17 protein-coding genes are annotated in these 21,045 nt (G+C 71.2%); 8 read left to right on the forward strand and 9 right to left on the reverse strand.

Translation table 11 applies throughout. The annotated features are described in order from the left end of the window. Positions 1-51 precede the first annotated feature (51 nt). From ACH4G3_RS35670 to ACH4G3_RS35685, 4 genes are all read right to left on the reverse strand, one after another. Positions 52-3,888, reverse strand: coding sequence for a multifunctional oxoglutarate decarboxylase/oxoglutarate dehydrogenase thiamine pyrophosphate-binding subunit/dihydrolipoyllysine-residue succinyltransferase subunit (locus tag ACH4G3_RS35670; protein ID WP_397628358.1), 3,837 nt, complete (start codon positions 3,886-3,888; stop codon positions 52-54). Between the two features lie 281 nt (positions 3,889-4,169). Continuing rightward, positions 4,170-5,282: a HAMP domain-containing sensor histidine kinase gene (locus ACH4G3_RS35675; protein WP_037672852.1), complete on the reverse strand. Its 1,113-nt coding sequence runs from the start codon at positions 5,280-5,282 to the stop codon at positions 4,170-4,172. Beyond that, on the reverse strand, positions 5,279-6,019 hold the full coding sequence (locus ACH4G3_RS35680; RefSeq protein ID WP_010040369.1) for a response regulator transcription factor: 741 nt from the start codon (positions 6,017-6,019) through the stop codon (positions 5,279-5,281). Before ACH4G3_RS35680 ends, ACH4G3_RS35675 begins: the two co-directional genes overlap by 4 nt. 124 nt (positions 6,020-6,143) lie before the next feature. Continuing rightward, positions 6,144-6,821: a spermidine synthase family protein gene (locus ACH4G3_RS35685; protein ID WP_397628359.1), complete on the reverse strand. Its 678-nt coding sequence runs from the start codon at positions 6,819-6,821 to the stop codon at positions 6,144-6,146. A 171-nt stretch (positions 6,822-6,992) separates the two neighbouring features. On the opposite strand from ACH4G3_RS35685, the gene ACH4G3_RS35690 reads away from it, so the two are divergent. Continuing rightward, complete coding sequence (locus ACH4G3_RS35690; RefSeq protein ID WP_397628360.1) at positions 6,993-7,820, forward strand: rhomboid-like protein; 828 nt, start codon at positions 6,993-6,995, stop codon at positions 7,818-7,820. A gap of 12 nt (positions 7,821-7,832) precedes the next feature. Here ACH4G3_RS35690 and ACH4G3_RS35695 read toward each other — a convergent pair whose 3' ends face one another. Beyond that, positions 7,833-8,480 (reverse strand): GNAT family N-acetyltransferase, encoded by a 648-nt coding sequence (locus tag ACH4G3_RS35695; RefSeq protein ID WP_397628361.1) that lies wholly within the window; start codon positions 8,478-8,480, stop codon positions 7,833-7,835. A gap of 175 nt (positions 8,481-8,655) precedes the next feature. On the opposite strand from ACH4G3_RS35695, the gene lon reads away from it, so the two are divergent. Next, positions 8,656-11,070 carry an endopeptidase La gene (gene lon, locus ACH4G3_RS35700; RefSeq protein ID WP_397628362.1) on the forward strand — a complete coding sequence of 805 codons (2,415 nt, stop codon included), beginning with the start codon at positions 8,656-8,658 and terminating at the stop codon, positions 11,068-11,070. A 174-nt stretch (positions 11,071-11,244) separates the two neighbouring features. Beyond that, entirely contained in the window at positions 11,245-11,736 is a 492-nt protein-coding gene (locus tag ACH4G3_RS35705) for a MarR family winged helix-turn-helix transcriptional regulator (RefSeq protein WP_020276399.1), read from the forward strand. Positions 11,737-11,769: 33 nt separating this feature from the next. On the opposite strand, the gene ACH4G3_RS35710 is transcribed toward ACH4G3_RS35705, so the two are convergent. After that, on the reverse strand, positions 11,770-12,555 hold the full coding sequence (locus tag ACH4G3_RS35710; protein ID WP_397628363.1) for a protein phosphatase 2C domain-containing protein: 786 nt from the start codon (positions 12,553-12,555) through the stop codon (positions 11,770-11,772). Between the two features lie 368 nt (positions 12,556-12,923). Between ACH4G3_RS35710 and ACH4G3_RS35715 the strand changes: the two genes are divergently transcribed. Genes ACH4G3_RS35715 through ACH4G3_RS35735 form a run of 5 tightly spaced genes read left to right on the forward strand, consistent with a single transcriptional unit; the run spans position 12,924 to position 18,596 of the window. Further along, positions 12,924-15,752 carry a sensor histidine kinase gene (locus ACH4G3_RS35715; protein WP_397628364.1) on the forward strand — a complete coding sequence of 943 codons (2,829 nt, stop codon included), beginning with the start codon at positions 12,924-12,926 and terminating at the stop codon, positions 15,750-15,752. After that, a complete protein-coding gene (locus tag ACH4G3_RS35720; protein WP_397628365.1) occupies positions 15,749-16,273 on the forward strand; it encodes a roadblock/LC7 domain-containing protein in 525 nt (174 codons plus the stop codon). The genes ACH4G3_RS35715 and ACH4G3_RS35720 overlap by 4 nt, the downstream gene beginning before the upstream one ends. Further along, positions 16,270-16,692: a DUF742 domain-containing protein gene (locus tag ACH4G3_RS35725; RefSeq protein WP_086565350.1), complete on the forward strand. Its 423-nt coding sequence runs from the start codon at positions 16,270-16,272 to the stop codon at positions 16,690-16,692. The genes ACH4G3_RS35720 and ACH4G3_RS35725 overlap by 4 nt, the downstream gene beginning before the upstream one ends. Continuing rightward, a complete protein-coding gene (locus ACH4G3_RS35730) occupies positions 16,673-17,320 on the forward strand; it encodes a GTP-binding protein (protein ID WP_397628366.1) in 648 nt (215 codons plus the stop codon). The genes ACH4G3_RS35725 and ACH4G3_RS35730 overlap by 20 nt, the downstream gene beginning before the upstream one ends. 13 nt (positions 17,321-17,333) lie before the next feature. After that, entirely contained in the window at positions 17,334-18,596 is a 1,263-nt protein-coding gene (locus ACH4G3_RS35735; protein WP_397628367.1) for a styrene monooxygenase/indole monooxygenase family protein, read from the forward strand. On the opposite strand, the gene ACH4G3_RS35740 is transcribed toward ACH4G3_RS35735, so the two are convergent. The 3 genes from ACH4G3_RS35740 to ACH4G3_RS35750 form a co-directional block, all read right to left on the reverse strand. After that, positions 18,560-19,837, reverse strand: a complete 1,278-nt coding sequence (locus ACH4G3_RS35740) for a C40 family peptidase (protein WP_397628368.1) — start codon at positions 19,835-19,837, stop codon at positions 18,560-18,562. The genes ACH4G3_RS35735 and ACH4G3_RS35740 overlap by 37 nt on opposite strands. A gap of 106 nt (positions 19,838-19,943) precedes the next feature. Further along, complete coding sequence (locus tag ACH4G3_RS35745; protein WP_397628369.1) at positions 19,944-20,243, reverse strand: hypothetical protein; 300 nt, start codon at positions 20,241-20,243, stop codon at positions 19,944-19,946. A gap of 4 nt (positions 20,244-20,247) precedes the next feature. After that, on the reverse strand, positions 20,248-20,907 hold the full coding sequence (locus ACH4G3_RS35750; protein WP_397628370.1) for a TetR/AcrR family transcriptional regulator: 660 nt from the start codon (positions 20,905-20,907) through the stop codon (positions 20,248-20,250). Between the last annotated feature and the right edge of the window lie 138 nt (positions 20,908-21,045).

Raw genomic sequence — 21,045 nt, forward strand, 5'->3', positions numbered from 1 at the left:
GCACCCCCGAAGCGGGGATGCGGCCCGGTCACACAGGACGCGCGAGGGCGCTTACGCGTCGAACACCTCACGCACCAGCTGCTCCTGCTCGGCCTGGTGCCGCTTCGCGGAACCGACCGCCGGGGACGAGCTGTGCGGGCGCGAGATGCGGCGCAGGCGCTCGCCGTGCGGGACGTCCGCGCCGACCGCCAGGTCCAGGTGGTCGATCAGGTTGAGCGCGATGAACGGCCAGGCACCCTGGTTCGCCGGCTCCTCCTGGGCCCACAGGTACTTCTCGGCGTTCGGGTACTTCTTGATCTCCGCCTGGAGCTCGGTACCCGGCAGCGGGTACAGGCGCTCGATGCGGATGATCGCCGTGTCCGTAACGCCGCGCTTCTGACGCTCGGCCTCCAGGTCGTAGTAGACCTTGCCGGCGCAGAAGACGACCTTCTTGACCGCGGCCGCGTCCACCGACGGGTCGCCGATGACCGGCTGGAACTGGCCGGTCGTGAACTCCTCCGCCTTCGAGGCCGCCGCCTTCAGGCGCAGCATCGACTTCGGCGTGAAGACCACCAGCGGCTTGTGGTGCGGGTTGTGCACCTGCCACCGCAGGAGGTGGAAGTAGTTCGACGGCGACGTCGGCATGGCGACCGTCATGTTGTTCTGGGCGCACATCTGGAGGAAGCGCTCCGGGCGGGCCGAGGAGTGGTCCGGGCCCTGGCCCTCGTAGCCGTGCGGCAGGAGCAGGACGACGCCGGAGGTCTGGGCCCACTTCTGCTCGGCCGACGAGATGAACTCGTCCACGACCGTCTGCGCGCCGTTGACGAAGTCGCCGAACTGCGCCTCCCACATCACGAGCGCCTCGGGGCGGGCCAGCGAGTAGCCGTACTCGAAGCCCATCGCCGCGTACTCGGAGAGGAGCGAGTTGTAGACGTTGAGCCGCGCCTGGTCCTCGGAGAGGTACTGCAGCGGCGTGTACTCGTCGCCCGTGCTGCGGTCGATGATGACCGCGTGGCGCTGGCCGAACGTACCGCGCTGCGAGTCCTGGCCGGCCAGACGGACCGGGACGCCCTCCAGGAGGAGGGAGCCGACGGCGAGGGTCTCGCCCATGCCCCAGTCGATCGTGCCGTCCTCGACCATCGACGCCCGGCGCTGGAGCTGCGGCAGCAGGCGCGGGTGGACGGTGATGTGGTCGGGGATGTTGACCTGGGACTCGGCGATCCGCTTGACGACCTCCGAGGTCACCGCGGTGTTCACGGCGACCGGGAACTCGGCCTGCGGGTCGGAGGGCTCCACGGCGGACGGCTGCGAGGTGGCCTCGCGGACCTCCGTGAAGACCTTCTCCAGCTGGCCCTGGTAGTCCTGGAGCGCCTGCTCGGCCTCTTCCAGGGTGATGTCGCCGCGACCGATGAGGGACTCGGTGTAGAGCTTGCGCACCGAGCGCTTCTTGTCGATCAGGTCGTACATCAGCGGCTGGGTGAAGGCCGGGTTGTCCGACTCGTTGTGACCGCGGCGGCGGTAGCAGATGAGGTCGATCACCACGTCCTTGTTGAACGCCTGGCGGAACTCGAAGGCCAGGCGGGCCACGCGGACCACGGCCTCCGGGTCGTCGCCGTTCACGTGGAAGATCGGGGCCTCGATCATCCTCGCCACGTCCGTCGCATACATCGACGAGCGCGAGGACTCGGGGGCCGCGGTGAAGCCGACCTGGTTGTTGATGACGATGTGGACCGTGCCGCCGGTGCGGTAGCCGCGCAGCTGCGACATGTTCAGGGTCTCGGCCACCACGCCCTGGCCCGCGAAGGCCGCGTCGCCGTGGATCGCCACCGGCAGGACCGTGAAGTCCGTGCCGCCCTTGCCGATGATGTCCTGCTTGGCGCGGGAGACGCCCTCCAGGACCGGGTCGACGGCTTCGAGGTGCGACGGGTTCGCGACCAGGGAGACCTTGATCTGCTCGCCGTCCAGACCCGTGAAGGTGCCCTCGGCGCCCAGGTGGTACTTCACGTCACCGGAGCCGTGCATCGACTTCGGGTCGAGGTTGCCCTCGAACTCGCGGAAGATCTGGGCGTACGACTTGCCGACGATGTTGGCCAGGACGTTCAGCCGGCCGCGGTGGGCCATGCCGACGACGACCTCGTCCAGGCGGGACTCGGCGGCCGAGTCCAGCACCGCGTCGAGCAGCGGGATGACGGACTCGCCGCCCTCCAGGGAGAAGCGCTTCTGGCCGACGTACTTCGTCTGCAGGAAGGTCTCGAAGGCCTCCGCCGCGTTCAGGCGGCGCAGGATGCGCAGCTGCTCCTCGCGCTCCGGCTTGGAGTGCGGGCGCTCCACCCGGTCCTGGATCCACTTGCGCTGCTTCGGGTCCTGGATGTGCATGAACTCGATGCCGGTGGTGCGGCAGTACGAGTCGCGCAGGACGCCGAGGATGTCGCGCAGCTTCATCATCGACTTGCCGGCGAAGCCGCCGACGGCGAACTCGCGCTCCAGGTCCCACAGGGTGAGCCCGTGCTCGGTGATGTCCAGGTCGGGGTGCTTGCGCTGCTGGTACTCCAGCGGGTCGGTGTCGGCCATGACGTGGCCGCGGACCCGGTAGGAGTGGATCAGCTCGAAGACACGGGCGGCCTTCGTGACGTCGTCGTCGTGGCTGGCGTCGATGTCCTTGAGCCAGCGGACCGGCTCGTAGGGGATGCGCAGCGCCTCGAAGATCTCGTCGTAGAAGTTGTTCTCGCCGAGCAGGAGGTTCGCGACCTGGCGGAGGAACTCGCCGGAGGCGGCGCCCTGGATCACCCGGTGGTCGTAGGTCGACGTGAGCGTCATGACCTTCGAGATGCCGAGCTTGTTCAGGGTGTCCTGGGAGGTGCCCTGGAACTCCGCCGGGTAGTCCATGGAGCCGACGCCCATGATCACGGACTGGCCGGGCATCAGACGCGGCACCGAGTGGACCGTGCCGAGGCCGCCGGGGTTGGTCAGGGAGACCGTGACCCCGGAGAAGTCGTCCATCGTCAGCTTGCCGTCGCGGGCGCGGCGGACGATGTCCTCGTAGGCCTGCCAGAACTCGAAGAAGTTCAGCGTCTCGGCCTTCTTGATCGCCGCGACGACCAGCTGGCGGTCGCCGTTCGGCTTGACCAGGTCGATGGCGAGGCCGAGGTTGACGTGGTCCGGCTTGACCAGGGTCGGCTTGCCGTCCACCTTCGCGAACGAGTAGTTCATCGCCGGCATCGCCTTGATGGCCTGGACCATCGCGTAGCCGATGAGGTGCGTGAAGGAGATCTTCCCGCCACGCGCCCGCTTGAGGTGGTTGTTGATGACGATGCGGTTGTCGAACAGCAGCTTCACCGGGACCGCGCGCACGGACGTGGCCGTGGGCAGCTCCAGGGAGGCGTCCATGTTCTTCGCGACCGCGGCGGCGGGACCGCGCAGCACGACCTGCTCGGGGCCCGAGGGGGCCTCGGCGGCGGGCTCGGCCTTCGGCTTCGCGGCGGCGGGCTTGGCGGCCGGGGCGGCCTTCGCCGGAGCCGGTGCCTGGGCCTGGGCCTGGGCGGGAGCCTGAGCCGGTGCCTGCGCGGCGGGCTTCGCCTGGGCGGGAGCCGGCGCGGCGGCCGCGGGCTTCGGGGCCGCCGGGGCGGGGGCCGCGGCCTGGGCGGGTGCGGCAGGGGCCGCCGGCTGAGCGGTGGTCCCCGCGGCCCCCGCGGCCGCGGTACCCGCCGGAGCCGAGGCGGCAGCCGCCCCCGGCTTGTAGTCGGCGAAGAAGTCCCACCAGGCTCGGTCTACCGAATTCGGGTCCTGGAGGTACTGCTGATAGATCTCGTCGACGAGCCACTCGTTGGCACCGAACGACGCAGCAGGGTTCTTCCCCGCTTGGTCGGTGTCGGTCGAGATGCTCGAGTTACTGGGGGACTGTGGCGACACGGCGGCAACCGCCCTCTTCCGCTTCACAAGATGATGGACAGCGGGAATCAAGGCTACGCCCCCTGGACCGGGTAGGTCAGGTCGGGCCCGTTCAACGTCGCGCAAGTCACATCTTGAACTGTGTTTCGGGGCTTGAAATGGCGGGAAACAAGCGTGGTTCCGCTTAAAGAGGGAAGGGCGCGGCAGGGCCTCGTGCGCCGACGGCGCGGGCCTGTGCCTGATCACACGTGTCCGTCAGTGCGGACGCCCGTGGATCTTGTGGCTCCGCTTCGAACTTTACGTCAACTTGGCAGAGATGGAAGTCCCGGAAGAGTGACAAGAATCCGGCAACCACGCTCGGATTCGGCCACTCCGATCCGCCCGCCGTGCAGATCCACCGCCCAGCGCGCGATGGCCAGCCCGAGACCCGTACCGCCGTCGCTCCCTGGCCCCTGCGGCCGTTTGACGTTGCCGCGGTTGAACCGCTCGAAGACGCGGTGCCACTCGGACTTCGGAATACCGGGGCCCTCGTCCAGGACTTCCAGCTCCAGCGACTCCGGCAGCGCGCCGCGCCGCGCCTTGACCGTCACACGGCCGTGCGGCGGGCTGTGCTTGACCGCGTTGTCGATGAGGTTGGCCACGACCTGGTGGATGCGCTCCGGGTCGGCGTGCGCGGTCAACTCCGGCGGGTGGACGTCGAGGTGCAGATGGACGTCCGTACGGGTGTGACTGCCCGAGCCGGTGGCGATGCCCGCGCGCACGGAGGCGACCATGTTGGCCTCCTTCAGTACGCCGGACAGATACGGCCACACCTCGAACCGCCGCTGTTTCAGCGGTACGACGCCGTTGTCCAGGCGGGACAGGTCCAGCAGCGTCTCCACCAGCCGGCCGAGCCGCTCGGTCTGCTTCAGCGCCGTGCGCATCGTCTCCGGGTCGGCCTGCGTGACGCCGTCGACGATGTTCTCCAGCACCGCGCGCAGGCCGGCGATGGGTGTGCGCAGCTCGTGCGAGACGTTCGCCACGAGTTCCTTGCGCTGGCTGTCCTGCGCCTCCAGCTCGTCGGCCATGGCGTTGATCGTCACGGCCAGGTCGCCCAGCTCGTCACGGCGGTTCTCCCGCGTCCGGCGGGTGTAGTCGCCCTGCGAGATCGAACGGGCCACGGCCGTCATCTCGTCCAGCGGCGCGGTGAGCGAATGGGCCACGAACTGCGTAATGAGCAGTGTGGCGATCATCGAGAAGACCGTGATGAAGCGCAGCTCCGTCTTCGTGTGCACCGCGATCACCGACAGGCCCGTGGTGATCAGCACCGAGATGACGACCAGCGCGCCCAGCTTGGTCTTGATCGAGAACGGGCTCACCCCGCCCCAGGGTTCCGGCTCCCCGGGGTTTCTCCGTGCGGCCGGCCCGCCGCTCATGGCGTCGGGGTCTCCAGGGCGTAGCCCACGCCGTGCACCGTACGGATCCGCTCGGCGCCGATCTTCCGGCGCAGCGCCTTGATGTGGCTGTCGACGGTCCGGGTACCGGAGGCGTCCGCCCAGTCCCAGACCTCGGCCAGCAGCTGCTCGCGGGAGAGCACCGCGCGCGGGGTGTTCGCCAGGCACACCAGCAGGTCGAACTCGGTCGGCGTGAGGTGGACATCCTCACTCCGCACCCGGACTCGGCGCTGCGCGTGGTCGATCTCCAGTTCGCCGAGGCGCAGGATGCCGCTGCGCGGCGTCGCGGCGGCCAGCGCGGCCCGCTCCACGCGGCGCAGCAGCACGTGCACGCGCGCCGCCAGTTCCCGCATCGAGAACGGCTTCGTCATGTAGTCGTCGGCGCCGACGCCGAGCCCGACCAGCATGTCGGTCTCGTCGTCGCGTGCGGTGAGCATCAGCACCGGCACCGGGCGGGCGGCCTGCACGCGCCGGCAGACCTCCAGACCGTCGAAGCCGGGCAGCATGATGTCGAGGATCAGCAGGTCGGGCTGCCAGGCCTCGGCCGTGTCGACGGCGGCCGGACCGTCACCCGCTGTTTGCACGAGGAATCCCTCGGCTCGCAGGCGGGTCGCGATGGCATCCACGATCGTGGCGTCGTCCTCGACGACGAGAACCCGGCGCTGTGCGCCCGGTGTAGCCGTCGCCGAACCGTTGTGGGAGGTGTGTGTCTGCTCCATCGCCCGCCCCTGGGGTGTGCTTTCCGGAATCAGTGGGGTGATTCCTCGGTCTGCGCATGGTTGCGATTGACGCTTGAATGATCGGCGTCAGAGGAGCAGCGTACGGGGAGTCAGCACACCTTTGCTATCCAGGGCTGATGCCGAGGTGCACGACGTCCGGAACGCCCCGGGCAACCGGGATCTCTTCGGTACGCACCTGTTGGAACCCGACATTCCGCAGGGTTTCTTCGAATTCCGGTGAGGGCTGGGCGGACCAGACGGCGAGCACCCCGCCGGGCCTCAACACCCGTACGCAGCTTGCCAGTCCGGCCTCTCCATAGAGAATTTCGTTGCCCTCCGTGACGGTCCAGCCGGGGCCGTTGTCGATGTCGAGGCACAGGGCGTCGTACGTGGCGGATGTCTCATTGACGTAGGCCACGAGATCGGCTTCGACGATTTCCGTGCGGGGGTCGGCGAGGGCCTCGGCGGAGAACGCGCGGAGCGGGCCGTCGAGGTGCCACTCGACAATCGCGTGCTCGCGTTCCACGACCGTGATCCCTCCCCAGCGCGGGTTCGCCGCCGCGTGGGCGAGGGAGAAGCCGACGCCGAGTCCGCCGATCAGCACGTCCGGGCGGTCCCGGCCCGCCAGGGCGTCCAGGGCCGCGTCGACCAGCCGCCGCTCGGAGCGGCCGTCGGAGGTGTCCATCAGGAAGCAGCCGTTCGCGATGATCTCCAGCCGGTCGCCGTGCCGTCGCAGCACGACCTCGCCGTGCGGGCCCTCGCGACGGTCCAGCACGAGGGGGATGTCGTTCGAGGTGGGCATCCGAGCATCCTGGCAGGTGAGGGGCGTCCGGCGCCAAGCAATACGGAGAGGCCGGCCGGGGACGCGGCACGCTGCTGTCAGGTTGCTGTGAATCGGCTCTCGCGTGGCGCCGGTCACAGACAGGGGGCAAAGGTGCGCGAAGGGTGGGGCATGACGGAAGGAGCGCCCGCCGTGGATCGCACCGCGCCGGCCGACGAGACGGCCACGCCGACGCCGACGGGCGCGCCCGTTTCCGACGTGACGGCGCTGCTGGACGGGGTGCCGCGGCAGCGGGCCGGCGGCCCGCTGCCGTGCGGGACCGTGGGCCCGGACGGGCGAGAGTCCGCCGCGGTGGAGAAGCCCCGGCCTCGGCTTCGGGCGCCGCGGGTGTGGCGGCTGCTCCCCACTCCCACGGGCACGCCGTTCACGTTCGGGTACGGGATCGTCCTCTGCCTGACCTCGCTGTTCTCCGCGTACGCGGACCCCGCGCTGGTGCACGCCCTGCTCCAGGGCTCCAGTACGGATGTGGCGCACCTGGTGCGGACGCCGGAGCTGGTGCTGGTCGGCAGCGCGCTGTGGCTCGCGGGCGGGGTGGCCTCGCCGTTCGCGATCGGGTTCGTGCTCGTGCTGACCGCGCTGGAACGGCGGATCGGCGGCCTGCGCACGGCCGGTGTCTTCCTGCTCGGGCACGTCCTCGCCACCCTGGCGACCGAGGTGCCGGTCGGGCTCGCGGTGCTGGCCGGGCAGCTTCCCGAGAGTTCGCTGCACCGGCTCGACTACGGCGTCAGCTTCGGTGTCGCCGCCGGCACCGGCGCCCTGGCCGGACTGCTGCCTCTCTGGCTGCGTGTGCCGCTGCTGGCCGGCTTCGGCGGGATGCTGCTCCAGGACCTGCTCGCCCTCACCGACCCGATGACGAACTGGGGGCATCTGATCGCCCTGGCCATCGGTGTCGCGACCTGGCCGGTGCTGCGGCGGTGGCGGGGGAGGCGCACCGGCCCGATCGGACCGGCCCGGGGCTGAACCCGAGGCCGTTCAGGTCCGTGGTTCGTGCTTCGCGCTGGTGAGCGGGGCCACGACTTCCCAGCCCAGCGCCTCGTAGAGCCCTCGCCCCGCGGGCGTACCGGCGAGGACGCCGGTCCGTGCCCCTTGCCGGGCGGCGGCGCTCTGCAGCGTCCGCATGACGAAGCTGCCGAGACCCCTGCGGCGATGCCCGGGGGCCGTCTCGATCTGGTCGGCGACGGCGGTGGCGCCGGTCGGGGCCATCTGGCCGCGCGCTGCGAGCGAACCGTCCGGGGCGGCCACCATCACTCGCGTCACTCCGCCGCGCGACCAGCTGCGCAGCCGGTAGCCGTCGGGCACGTCCGGAGCGCCGTGGTCTGTCAGCGGGACCCTCATCAGATAACCGGGCTCGGGGTCGATCCACCAGCTGTCGTCCAGCCAGCCGGCGACCACCGACGGGTCCCGGAACGCCTTCAGCCACACGCCGGCCCCGGTCACCGCGCCGGCCACCTTCCGGACGGACGTCTCGTCGAGGTCGTCGCCGGTCGCGCCGAACACATGCCGTGTGACGTGGCCGTTCGCCCCCACGTCGATCGTGCAGCCCCACGGCTCGGTCACGGGCGGAGCGGCCCCGCGCGACACGATCCACCCGTCCACCCACGCCTGCACGGTCCTGTCCACGCCGCCCCCTGGTAATAGGCACTAGCCGAATTGATCTGTTACGCCGCTGACTCTACGACCCCGATCGCCCCTGGCGTCACGGTCGATCGCTCACAGCGAACGGCGGGTGGGGAACATCCGGCGACTCCCGTGCATTGAGTCGGCATAGCTCAACTTGACTGCCGAAGGGGAGATCATGGCTTCGACGTCCACACCGCTCACCCTGCCCGTGCTGCCGCTCGACGACGAGGTCGTCCTGCCCGGAATGGTGGTCCCGCTGGACCTGAGCGACTCCGAGGTCCGTGCCGCGGTGGAGGCCGCACAGGCCGCTGCTCGGACAACGCCCGGAAAGCCCCGGGTACTCCTGGTGCCACGCATCGACGGCACGTACGCCGGCACCGGTGTCCTCGGCACCGTCGAGCAGGTGGGCCGGCTGGCCGACGGCGATCCGGGCGCGCTGATCCGCGGCCGGGGCCGGGTGAGGATCGGTGCGGGGACCACGGGTCCCGGCGCGGCCCTCTGGGTCGAGGGCACCCGCGTCGACGAATCCGTCCCGGAGCCGCTGCCCGGGCAGGTCGCCGAACTGGTCAAGGAATACAAGGCCCTCGCCACCGCCTGGCTGCGCAAGCGCGGTGCCTGGCAGGTCGTCGACCGGGTGCAGGCCATCGACGACGTCTCGGCGCTCGCCGACAACTCCGGCTACTCGCCCTTCCTGACCACCGATCAGAAGGTCGAGCTGCTGGAGACCGCCGACCCGGTCGCCCGGCTGAAGCTCGCCACCCAGCAGCTGCGCGACCACCTCGCCGAGCAGGACGTGGCCGAGTCCATCGCCAAGGACGTCCAGGAGGGCGTCGACAAGCAGCAGCGCGAGTTCCTGCTGCGGCGTCAGCTCGAAGCGGTCCGCAAGGAGCTGCGCGAGCTGAACGGCGAGCAGGAGGGAGAGGAGTCCGACGACTACCGCTCCCGGGTGGAGGCCGCCGACCTGCCCGAGAAGGTCCGGGAGGCCGCGCTCAAGGAGGTCGACAAGCTGGAGCGGTCCTCCGACCAGTCGCCCGAGGGCTCGTGGATCCGCACCTGGCTCGACACGGTGCTGGAGATGCCGTGGAACGAGCGCACCGAGGACGCGTACGACATCCAGGGCGCCCAGGCCATCCTCGACGCCGAGCACTCCGGCCTTCAGGACGTGAAGGAGCGGATCACCGAGTACCTGGCCGTGCGCAAGCGGCGTACCGAGCGGGGGCTGGGCGTGGTCGGCGGGCGGCGCGGCGGTGCCGTGCTCGCGCTCGTCGGACCGCCCGGCGTCGGCAAGACCAGCCTGGGCGAGTCCGTCGCCCACGCGATGGGGCGGAAGTTCGTGCGCGTCGCCCTCGGCGGCGTCCGTGACGAGGCCGAGATCCGCGGCCACCGGCGTACGTACGTCGGTGCCCTGCCCGGCCGGGTCGTCCGCGCCATCAAGGAGGCCGGGTCGATGAACCCGGTCGTGCTGCTCGACGAGATCGACAAGGTGGGCTCGGACTTCCGGGGCGACCCGGCCGCGGCCCTGCTCGAAGTGCTCGACCCGGCGCAGAACCACACCTTCCGGGACCACTACCTGGAGGTCGAGCTGGACCTCTCGGACGTGGTCTTCCTCGCGACCGCCAACGTCCTGGAGGCGATCCCGGAGGCGCTGGCCGACCGGATGGAGATCGTCCGCCTGGACGGTTACACCGAGGACGAGAAGGTCGTCATCGCCCGCGACCACCTGCTCCCGCGTCAGCTGGAGCGGGCCGGGCTCGCCGAGGAAGAGGTGGCCATCGACGAGGGCGCGCTGCGCAAGCTCGCCGGTGAGTACACGCGCGAGGCGGGCGTGCGCAACCTGGAGCGGTCGATCGCACGGCTGCTGCGCAAGGTCGCGGCCCAGCACGAACTGGGTGAGCGGGAGCTGCCGTTCACCGTCCGGGACGAGGACCTGCGCTCTCTGATCGGACGGCCGCACCACGTGCCCGAGTCCGCCCAGGACCCGGCCGAGCGCCGCACGTCGGTGCCGGGCGTGGCGACGGGCCTCGCGGTGACGGGCGCCGGCGGTGACGTGCTGTACGTCGAGGCGTCGCTGGCCGACCCGGAGACGGGCGCGGCCGGGCTGACCCTGACCGGTCAGCTGGGGGACGTGATGAAGGAGTCCGCGCAGATCGCGCTGAGCTTCCTGCGCTCCCGCGGTGCCGAGCTGGAACTGCCGGTGGGTGATCTGAAGGACCGGGGCGTGCACATCCACTTCCCGGCGGGCGCGGTCCCCAAGGACGGCCCGAGCGCCGGCGTCACGATGACCACGGCCCTCGCCTCGCTGTTGTCCGGCCGTCTGGTCCGCACGGACGTGGCGATGACGGGCGAGGTCTCGCTGACCGGGCGGGTCCTGCCGATCGGCGGCGTGAAGCAGAAGCTGCTGGCGGCCCACCGCGCCGGGGTCACCACCGTGATCATCCCCAAGCGCAACGAGCCCGACCTGGACGACGTCCCGGCGGAGGTGCTGGACAAGCTCGACGTCCACGCCGTCACCGACGTCCGCCAGGTCCTGGAGCTGGCGCTCGCGCCCGCCACCGCGGACGCGGCGCCGGAGGTTCCGGTGGCCGCGTGACGGAGGCCACCGGATGAGGGAAGGCCCGGGTCCCGTGAGGGAGGCCCGGGCCTTCACCGTGTGGCGGCCCTGTGGACGCGCACCCCGTGACCTGCGGAATACTTGCCGAGCTGCGGCGATGGCCGCAGGTGGCGGAAAATGCAGGTACCGGGCGACAACCGAGGCAGGGCTCACGTGCACGAGGACGGCAACGACGACGGACACCGGGACGCCTCCCTGGCCGGAACCGGTGTGGATCAGCCTGCCTTTCTGGCGCTGGAGCGGGAGCTGACCGTGCTCCTGCGGAGGGCCCGGGCCAGCCAGGGCGAGATGGCCCGGGAGGTCCACCCCGACCTGGAGTCGTCCGCGTACGGCCTGCTCGTACGGCTGGACGAGTGCGGCAAGCAGCGGGCCACCGAGCTCGCCGCCTACATCGGCGTCGGCAAGGCCACGATGTCCCGCCAGTTGCGCGCCCTGGAGGAACTCGGCCTGGTCGCCCGCGAGCCCGACCCCGCCGACGGACGCGCCTGGCTCGTCGCCCTCACCCAGGAGGGCCACGACCGGGTCCGCCGGGTGCGCGAGGCCCGCCGCGCCCGGTACGCCGGCCGTCTGGCCGACTGGGACACGCGCGAGGTCACGGAGCTGGCCCGGCTGCTGCACCAGCTGAACCGGGGCATGGAGAAGTAGCCCCCGGTTCGGGTTTTTCAGGACTCCGCTTTTTCAGAACTCGACGTACACGACCGTCGCGTCGTCGTGCGTCTTGCTCCGGCCCAGGAACGATCCGGCCGAATCCGTCCGCTCCAACGTCCGCACCCGGTCCACCAGCGCCTGCGGACCCTCCTTGCGCAGGAGGCGGAAGCAGTCCGTCCAGTCGCCCTCCCCGAACCGCTCCACCCAGCGGGCCGCCCCGTCCGTCAGGGCGGCCAGGGCGCGGACCTCGCACCGGGGCAGGGTGCCGGTCACCGCTCGCCGGGCCACCGAGGGATCGGCCGCCGCCGTGAAGAAGCCGCCCTCCTTGTTGCGGAGCGTGGAGTCCACCAGCGCGTCCGTGGCCAGGGCCGAGCGGGGGAGGAGAGCCAGCCGGTCGTCCAGGAAGGGCGTCACCACGCTGTCCTGGGACTCCACGAGGAGAGCCGAGTCCGACAGGACCAGGTACTCCACCGTCTCCGGGGACCAGCGGGCCACGACCACCGTGGCCTGCGGTGTTCTGGGGTGAGAAAGGTCACAGGTTGACGCGTGCGCCTCAGCGGTACGCGCGATGGCGCGGGACAAGGCGTCGACCAGGGGAACATCCGGGAGTGAAACGGTCAGTTCGGTCAGGGCTCCACCGAGGCGTGCGGTGAACCAGGGGACGGAATGCAGACAGCCCGTCCCGCCCCTCGGCGGTGTGACCCCGTCCAGGACGACGACCGAACCACCCTGTCCGGAGGCCGGTAGTCCGACACTGGCGAAGTCCTCGTTGGGGCGGTCCGCGTCTCCCGGCTCCGAGGCGAGTTCAGTACGCATCCAGCCAGTCTGCACGAGCCCTTCACAAGGTCCGCAAAACGCTGGCAATGGTTGCCGGACTGGTGCGGTCATACAGGTCAGACGCCCCGTTTGGGATGGAATGCTTTGTTCCGGGAAGGCGTGGTGGCGAATACTGCCACCGCCCGCGCACGGCGTCCAACCGGCCTGCCGAACAAGGCCGCTGCAAGGGCCAGCGGAACTTGCTCCCCAACTCTCCTCCGGGGTTCACTCCTTCGGGTGGCGGGTCAGGTGATGCACGTGCGCTGCCCACCGGCGCTGGGAGGGTCGGGAAGTGTACCTGGAGTACGCACCAGTTGACGGAGCGTCATCCGGGCCCATGAGTTCACGAGTCAGGAATGCGAGCACCGGTGCAGAAGACGCGGCCTCGTCGCCCAGGCAAGCAGACGGCCCCCGTTCAGGGCGCTGAGCCGACGCCCCCCACCGGCAAGGGCCGCCCCACCCATGTACGCAACCGGCTCATCGTGGCCGTGGCCGTGGTCGCAGCTGCCATCGCCGGTGCGGGCACCCCGTCCGTCCTCGCCGCCTCCGGGCAACTCCACGACTCCCAGAAGCTGGTGACGCTCGCCGAGCAGACGCAGGGCGCCCTCGTCCTGGCGCACTCCCTCGCCGACGAGCGCGACGACGTCACCTCCTACATCGCGGCCGGCCGCCCCAAGTCCAAGGCGCCTTCCGAGCAGCGCAGCGCCCGCGTGGACCGGCAGGTCGAGGAGTTGCGGAGCGACACCGACACGCCCGCCTCGCTCCGTTCCGACCTCGACGACATCGCGGCCGTGCGCCGGGCGGCGCTCACCGGCAAGAGCAGCGCTCTCGAAGCGCACCAGGCGTACTCCACCGCCATCACCGAGCTCCACCGGCTCGCCGAGCAGCTGGCGCAGCAGACGCCGCCCCGCGCGGGTGCGGGCGGACAGGCCCTGGCCGAACTGGACTCCGCCGTCCAGCAGGCCGCCGCGGCCCGGGGGCTGCTGCTCGCCGCCTTCAGCGTGCCGCGCGGCACCGAGACGGCCATCGACCCGGTCACCGGCCTGCCGACCGAGACCTCCTCGGACGCCGACGCCCGGCAGCGCGACGCACTGAGCGCCGCCGCCCAGCAGGCCCGGCTGCGCTCCGACGCCGCCCTGGCCGACTTCCGCGACACCGCGCCCAAGGCGGCCCGTACCTCGTTCGACAACACGGTCACCGGCACCGAGGTCAACTCCGCCGAGAAGTACCTCGCCACCCTCACCGACCAGCCGACGCTGTCCGGCAGCGAGCTCTCCACCAACACCAAGAGGCTGGACGCGGCCCTCTCCGCCCGGGTCGACCTGATGCGCGGCGTGGAGTCCGCCCTCTACGACCGCCGCACCAAGGACCTGGAGGCGCTGCGCGACGACGACGTCACCGCGCTGGAGATCCGCATCGCCGTCCTCGGCGCCCTGATGCTGCTCGCCGTCGGCGTCGCCACGGGCATGGCCCGCAGCCTCACACGCCCCCTCGCCGTGCTGCGCCTCGGCTCGAAGCGGCTGGCCGAGGCGGAGGTCCCCACGGCCGAGGAACCCGTCAAGTTCACCGGCCGCAACGACGAGTTCGCCCAGGTCGTCCGCTCCGTCAACGCCCTGCACGCGCACGCAGTCGCGCTCAACGAGCGGATCTCCACGCTGGAGTCCGACCGCAAGCACCTCGTCGGGCAGCGCCAGAAGATGGCCGACGCGCGCGAGGAACTGCGCGGCGAACTCGCCGAGTCCGCCGCCCAGCTGGAGCGGCTGCGCACGGCCATCGGCGGCACCTTCGTCAACCTCGCGCTGCGCACGCTCGGCCTGGTCGAGCGGCAACTGGCCGTCATCGAGAACCTGGAGGAGCGCGAGCAGGACCCGGACCGCCTCGCCACGCTGTTCAAGCTCGACCACTTCGCCACGGTCATGCGCCGGCACAGCGAGAACCTCCTCGTCCTCGCCGGCACCGAGCACGTCCAGCACGCCGCCGGGCCCGTGCCCCTCGTGGACGTCGTCCGCGCGGCGGTCAGCGAGATCGAGCGGTACGAGCGGGTCCGGATCGCCGCGCTGCCGCCGCACGCGCACATCGCCGGGTTCGCCGCCGACGACCTGTCCCACCTGCTGGCCGAACTCCTGGAGAACGCCACCTCGTTCTCGCCGCCCGACCTGCCCGTCGAGATCTCCGGCTGGCTGCTGGAGAACGGCGAGGTCATGCTCTCCGTCCAGGACGAGGGCATCGGCATGGCCGAGGACCGGCTGGAGCGCCTCAACGCCCGCCTCGCCGACTTCGACCCGGAGGCGCCGTACGACCAGGAGGGCGAGGACGGTCTCGGCCTCGGCCTGTACGTCGTGGCCCGCCTCGCCCACCGGCACGGTGTGCGCGTGCAGCTCCGCGAGCAGAAGCAGGGCGGTGTCGCGGCGGTCGTCGTCCTGCCCCGGACCCTGCTGGCGGCGGCTCCGGCCGCGGCCGTCCCGGCCTCCGGCCCGCTCTCCGGCACCGGCCACACCGTCGCGTTCCCCGGCGCCGACGCCGAGGCCAACTCCAACGTCCTGCACGGCCGCGCGAGCCACGGGGACCCGTTGGTGTCGCTGGCGGAGAAGGCGGTACTGCGCGAGGAGGCGGCGGCGGAGTCCGCGGACCATGCCGAGGCTGCCGGGCATCCGGAACCGGCACAGGCGGCGGAGCCGGCCGCACCCGCGGCAGAGGTGACGGCACCGGCGGAAACCCCCGCCGAGACCACGATGGAGCTGCTGGCCCCGATCCCGCAGGACGAGCCGGCCCCGGAGGAGCACGCGCCCGCGGCAGCCGACGGCGAATCCGCCCCACAGGGGCCACCCGCACCCGAGGCCGAAACCCGCACGGGGGGTGCGGGTGGCAACGAACACGCCGAAGGCGAAGCCGAGGCGGAACACGAACGCGCACCTGACGACGAAGAGGACCGCGTCACCGACAAGGGCCTCCCCAAGCGCACGCCCAAGATCACCGCTCCGACCACCGCCCCGCGCCAGCGCAGCGGCTCCGTCGACGCCGAAGCCCTCCGCCGCCGCCTCGGCGGCTTCCGCCAGGGCGCCCAGGCCGGCTACCGCGACGTGGAGGCGGAAATCGCCGAACGGACGGCCTCGCACAAGCGGCCGGCCACCGGCGCGACAGAACCAGCTGAATCCGAAGAAGCCACGGGGGGCACAGTCGAGGAGGCAAGCAGTTGACCGCTCCCAGTACCTTCGGACTGATCGGACTGAGCAGTGAGGCCCGCAACCTGCACTGGCTGCTGACCAACCTCGTCGAGGAGGTACCCGGCATCCTCTCGGTCGCGGTCGTCTCGTCCGACGGACTGCTCCTGCTGTCCTCCGACGACCACCGCAACAAGGAGGCGCGGGAGGCTCTCCAGGCCCGCGGGGGCAAGAAGACCGGCCCGCGCGGCTCCGCCGCCGACCTGGCCACCATCGTCTCCGGCATCGGCAGCCTCACCATCGGCGCCGCCAAGCTGATGGACTTCGGCGGGGTCCGGCACACGATGGTCGCGATGGACGAGGGCAGCCTGTTCGTGATGTCCATCAGCGACGGCTCGCTGCTCGGCGTCCACGGCTCCGCGGACTGCGACATGAGCGTGGTCGCCTACCACATGGCCCTGTTCGTGGGCCGCGCCGGCCACGTCCTGACGCCCGAACTCCGCAGCGAACTCCGCAAATCCCTGGAGGATTCCCAGACGACGGGGAGTGTCCGATGAGCAGTACGCCGAAACAGCACCTCCCGGTCCGCGGCGGTGACCGCAAACCCGCCCGGGTCCGCCCCTACTCGCTCACCGGCGGCCGCACCCGCTTCGGTCACGTCCTCCTCGTGGAGACGTTCGTGGCGAGCACGGCCGCGCTCGACGCCCCCGAGGAGCGCAAGGAACTGACGAACGGCCACCTCTCCACCCGCGTGATGCCGGAGCTGCGGGCCATCGTCGAACTGTGCCGCCGCATGCGTACGGTGGCCGAGATCGCCGCGCTGCTGAAGATGCCGCTCGGCGTGGTCCGCGTGCTCCTCAGCGACCTCGCGGACCAGGGAAAGATCCGTGTGTACGGGACGGGCACCGGCCATGGCACGGGCCGCCCGGACCGAGCTCTGCTGGAAAGGGTGCTGAGTGGACTCCGTCGTCTCTGACGCCGCTCACGGCGTCGCTGGTTCATCCCCGTTCGCCCAGCCGGGCGAGAGCATGCACGCCTGGGAGACGGACCGCACCCGTGCCCCCATCGCCACGAAGATCGTGGTGGCGGGCGGCTTCGGCGTGGGCAAGACCACGCTGGTCACCGCCGTCTCGGAGATCACGCCCCTGCAGACCGAGGCGCTGATGACCGAGGCGAGCGAGGCCACCGACGACCTCACCGCCACGCCGGGCAAGACCACCACCACCGTCGCCATGGACTTCGGGCGCATCACGCTCGACGACGACCTGGTGCTCTACCTGTTCGGCACGCCGGGCCAGCAGCGGTTCTGGTTCATGTGGGACGACATCGTGCGCGGCGCGATCGGCGCGGTCGTCCTGGCCGACACCCGCCGTCTGAAGGACTGCTTCCCGGTCCTGGACTACTTCGAGAGCTCCGGACTGCCGTACGTGGTCGCGGTCAACCACTTCGACGGCAGCGAGCTGTTCGAGCCGGAGGATGTGCGGGAGGCCTTGACCATCCCGCAACACATACCTGTCATGATCATGGACGCGCGTCGCCGGATCTCCGTGATCGAGACCCTCCTGGCCCTGGTGGGCCACGCGCTCGACGAAACCCCCGAGTAGAGGACAACCCCGCATGCGGAAGATACTCGTCGTCGGAGCCGGTCAGTCCGGGCTCCAGATAGCTCTCGGCCTCCAGTCGCAGGGGTACGAGGTCACCCTGATGTCCAACCGGACGGCGGACGAGATCCGCACCGGCCGGGTCATGTCGACGCAGTGCATGTTCCACACCGCCCTGCAGCACGAACGCGATCTCCAGCTGAACTTCTGGGAGTCCCAGGCCCCGAAGATCGAAGGACTCGGCGTCTCGGTCGCCGCCCCCGGCTCCTGGGCCGAGGGCCCCGCGGCCCGTGCGATCGACTGGCTGGGCAGGCTCGACGGGTACGCGCAGTCGATCGACCAGCGGGTGAAGATGGCCGGCTGGATGGAGACCTTCGCCCAGCGCGGCGGGCAGCTCGTCATCCACGGCGCGGCCGTCGGCGACCTCGACTACTTCTCCCGCACCTACGACCTGGTGCTCGTCGCGGCCGGCAAGGGCGAGCTTGTGCAGATGTTCGGCCGCGACGCCGAGCGCTCCCCCTACAGCGAGCCGCAGCGCGCGCTGGCCGTGTCGTACGTCCACGGACTGGGCCCGCGCCCCGAGCACCCCGACACCGAAGGGGTCCGCTGCAACCTCGTGCCGGGCGTCGGCGAACTGTTCGTGATGCCCTGCCTGACCACCTCCGGCCGCGCCGACATCCTGTTCTGGGAAGGCATACCCGGCGGCCCGCTCGACGTCTTCAACGGCGTCAAGGACCCCGCGGAGCACCTCTCCCTGACCCTGGAACTCATGGAGCGGTACGTCCCCTGGGAGTACGCGCGGGCCACCAGGGTCGAGCTGACCGACGCGGGCGGCACGCTGGCCGGCCGCTACGCCCCCACCGTCCGCAACCCGATCGGCCGTCTCCCCGGCGGCGGGCTCGTGCTGGGCGTGGCGGACGTCGTCGTGGCGAACGACCCGATCACAGGCCAGGGCTCCAACTCCGCGTCCAAGTGCGCGGCGGCCTACCTCTCCTCGATCGTCGAGCGCGGCGACAAGCCGTTCGACGAGGAGTGGATGCGGGCCACCTTCGACCGCTACTGGGCCACCGCGCAGCACGTCACCAAGTGGACCAACGCGATGCTCGCGCCCCCGCCGGAGCACATCCTGAACCTGATCGGCGCCGCCGGTGAACTCCAGCCGGTCGCCGACCGGTTCGCCAACGGCTTCAACGACCCGGCCGACTTCGAGAACTTCTTCTACGACCCGGAGAAGACGCAGGCCTACCTCGTCGAGGTGTCCGGCGCGGGCGCGGCGTAGTCCGTGTCGTCGGTGGTATCGGCCGGGTTCGCGTTGTCCATGTAGCCCTCGTAGCCCTCGTCCGGCCCGTCCGTGGCCCACTCGGGGAGCTCCGGTGGCTCGTAGCGCCGCAGGGGCTTCCCGTCCGGGTCCGGGCGTACGGCGCCCAGGACCGGGTTGGCCGCGATCGGTGACACCTTCACCTTCGCACCGGGGCGGGGCGCCTGTACGACCATGCCGTCGCCGAGGTACAGCGCCACGTGCGTGGCCTGAGGGAAGTACACGACCAGGTCCCCCGGCCGCAGCTCCGGGAGCGGGATCCGCTTCAGCCGCTTCCACTGCTCCTGGCTGGTCCGGGGGATGGGTGTCCCGGCCTCCGTCCAGGCCTGCCAGGTCAGGCCCGAGCAGTCGTACGACTTCGGGCCCTCCGTGCCCCATGCGTAGGGCTTGCCGAGCTGCCGCACGGCGTGTCTCACGGCGCGGTCGCCCTCGGCCGACGGTGTGCGGATGCGGACGCTGCTGCCATTGCTGTCGTCGTCGCCGTCGCCATTGCTGTCGTCGTCGCCGCCGTTGCCGACGCTGCCTAGCGCGCCGGACGCGATGAACTTGTTCTGCGCCTCGGTGATGCCCTTCTTCTCGAACTCGGCGAGGGCGGTGAGCTGGTCGCGGCTGAGGGAGGCGAGCAGTTCCTCGACGTCGTGGAGCCGCTCGCGGACCTCGTCCCGTTCCTTCTTCCGCCGCTCGGTGAGGGCGAGCTGATCGTCCAGGGCCTTGCGGGCCTTGCGGGCCAGGTCCCGGGCCTTGCGTTCGTTGCCGGTCAGCCGGCCGACGGTGTCGGCCCGCTTCCGCGCCAGCCGGCCGATCACATGGCCCTGGTCGATCGCGTGCTGCGGGTCGCGGGCCAGGAGCAGGCGTACGTACGGGGAGATGTCGGTGCTGCTCTGGTACTGCTGCCGGGCCAGCCGGCCGGCCGCGCCCCGGCTGTCGTGCAGGGAGAGCCGGGTGCGGGCGAGGGCGCGGTCCAGGCGGTCGGTCTCGGCGCGCTGCTTCTTCAGCTTCTCCTCGGTGGCGTTGTAGGCCTCGGTGGCCTGCTCGGCCTCCCGGTACAGCTTCTGAAGGTCCGTCAGGAGAGCGGCGACGGAGGTGGGGTCCTTCCCGAGGCCGGGTTCCGGTTCAGGGGCCGCCGTGGCAGGGGCCTGGGCCAGGACGGTTGTTGCTGCCACCGCGGCCGTGCAGACCAGGCGCAGAAGGCTTCCTGACATGCCATCACCTCCGTTGCGGGGCGGCCTGTTCGCCGCCGGACACCGTGAGGATCAGGGGTGTGCGCGAGGTGCGCGCGGTGAGTGTGCGCGGTTCGGCGCAACGGGGTCACCCGTCGGCGTCGTCCCGCTTGCCGGGCGGCGTGGCGTCTGGCTTCGACCAGGGCCAGTTGAGCCGGCGGGTCGGTGCGCCCTCGGGGGCGTACTCGTACTTCCAGCGCCGGGTCAGTCCGACCCTGCCCTCCGACCGGGGCACGCGGCGGTAGACCAGGACGGTGGGCTGGCCGCCGGCGGGGTCCGGGACGGGGATGCGGTACGTCCTGGGCGGGTGTCCGGTGATGCCGAGCAGGACGGGCAGGACCCTGCCGTCCATGGGGCCGCCCTCGAAGGGGGTGTCTTCGCTCTTCACGGGATCAGTGTCGGACATCCTCGGCGAGGGCCCGGACCAGGGCGTCGGTCTGCGGGTCGCGGCGGGCGGTCACCGACAGCATGGCCACGAACTGCTCGACGAGCCAGTCGCGCAGCTCCTCGGCGGGGGGTTGCTTGTCCTCGTCGAGCCAGATGAGCGACGAGGCCTCGACGGCGGTGATCCACATCCGGACGGTCATCCGCAGGCGCGGGCCGGGCTCGGTGACCTCCAGGTGCCGGAAGATGTGCTCCGCGGCGGCGCGGCGTACGCCGTCGACGATGGCCGTCGTGCGTGAGGTCTCGACGACGCTGCCGCCCTGGAGGAGGGCGCTGAAGCCGGCGTCGTGCTCGTCGACGAAGGCCATGTAGCGGTCGAGGGCGCGGGACAGGCGGGGGAGCAGGGGGCCCTCGCGGGGTTCGTCGAAGCAGTGCTGGAGCTCGTCGGCGGCGGAGCGGAGGGCGGCCTCGTACAGCTGCTGCTTGCCGCCCGGGAAGTACCGGTAGACCAGGGGCCGCGACACCCCCGCCGCCTCCGCCACGTCGTCCAGGGACACGTCCTCCGGGGCGCGGTGCGCGAAGAGCGACAGCGCGGCGGTGAGCAGCTGACTGCGACGTTCCTCGACGCTGAGGCGCCGGTAGGCGGGGGTGGGGGCGGTTGGTGTCATGACCGGCAGCGTAACCGGGGGCGCGGGGGTGGGGTGCCTGCGGCGGCCTGTGGCTGTTTTGTGGGGGTGCGCGTAGCGCCTACCGGGGTGCGGTGGGTCGGGGCCGCGCCGGGGGGTGTCCGTCCTCGGAACGGCGCG

Origin of the sequence: Streptomyces afghaniensis (assembly GCF_044327915.1) — a bacterium.
Taxonomy (GTDB): Bacteria; Actinomycetota; Actinomycetes; order Streptomycetales; family Streptomycetaceae; genus Streptomyces; species Streptomyces afghaniensis.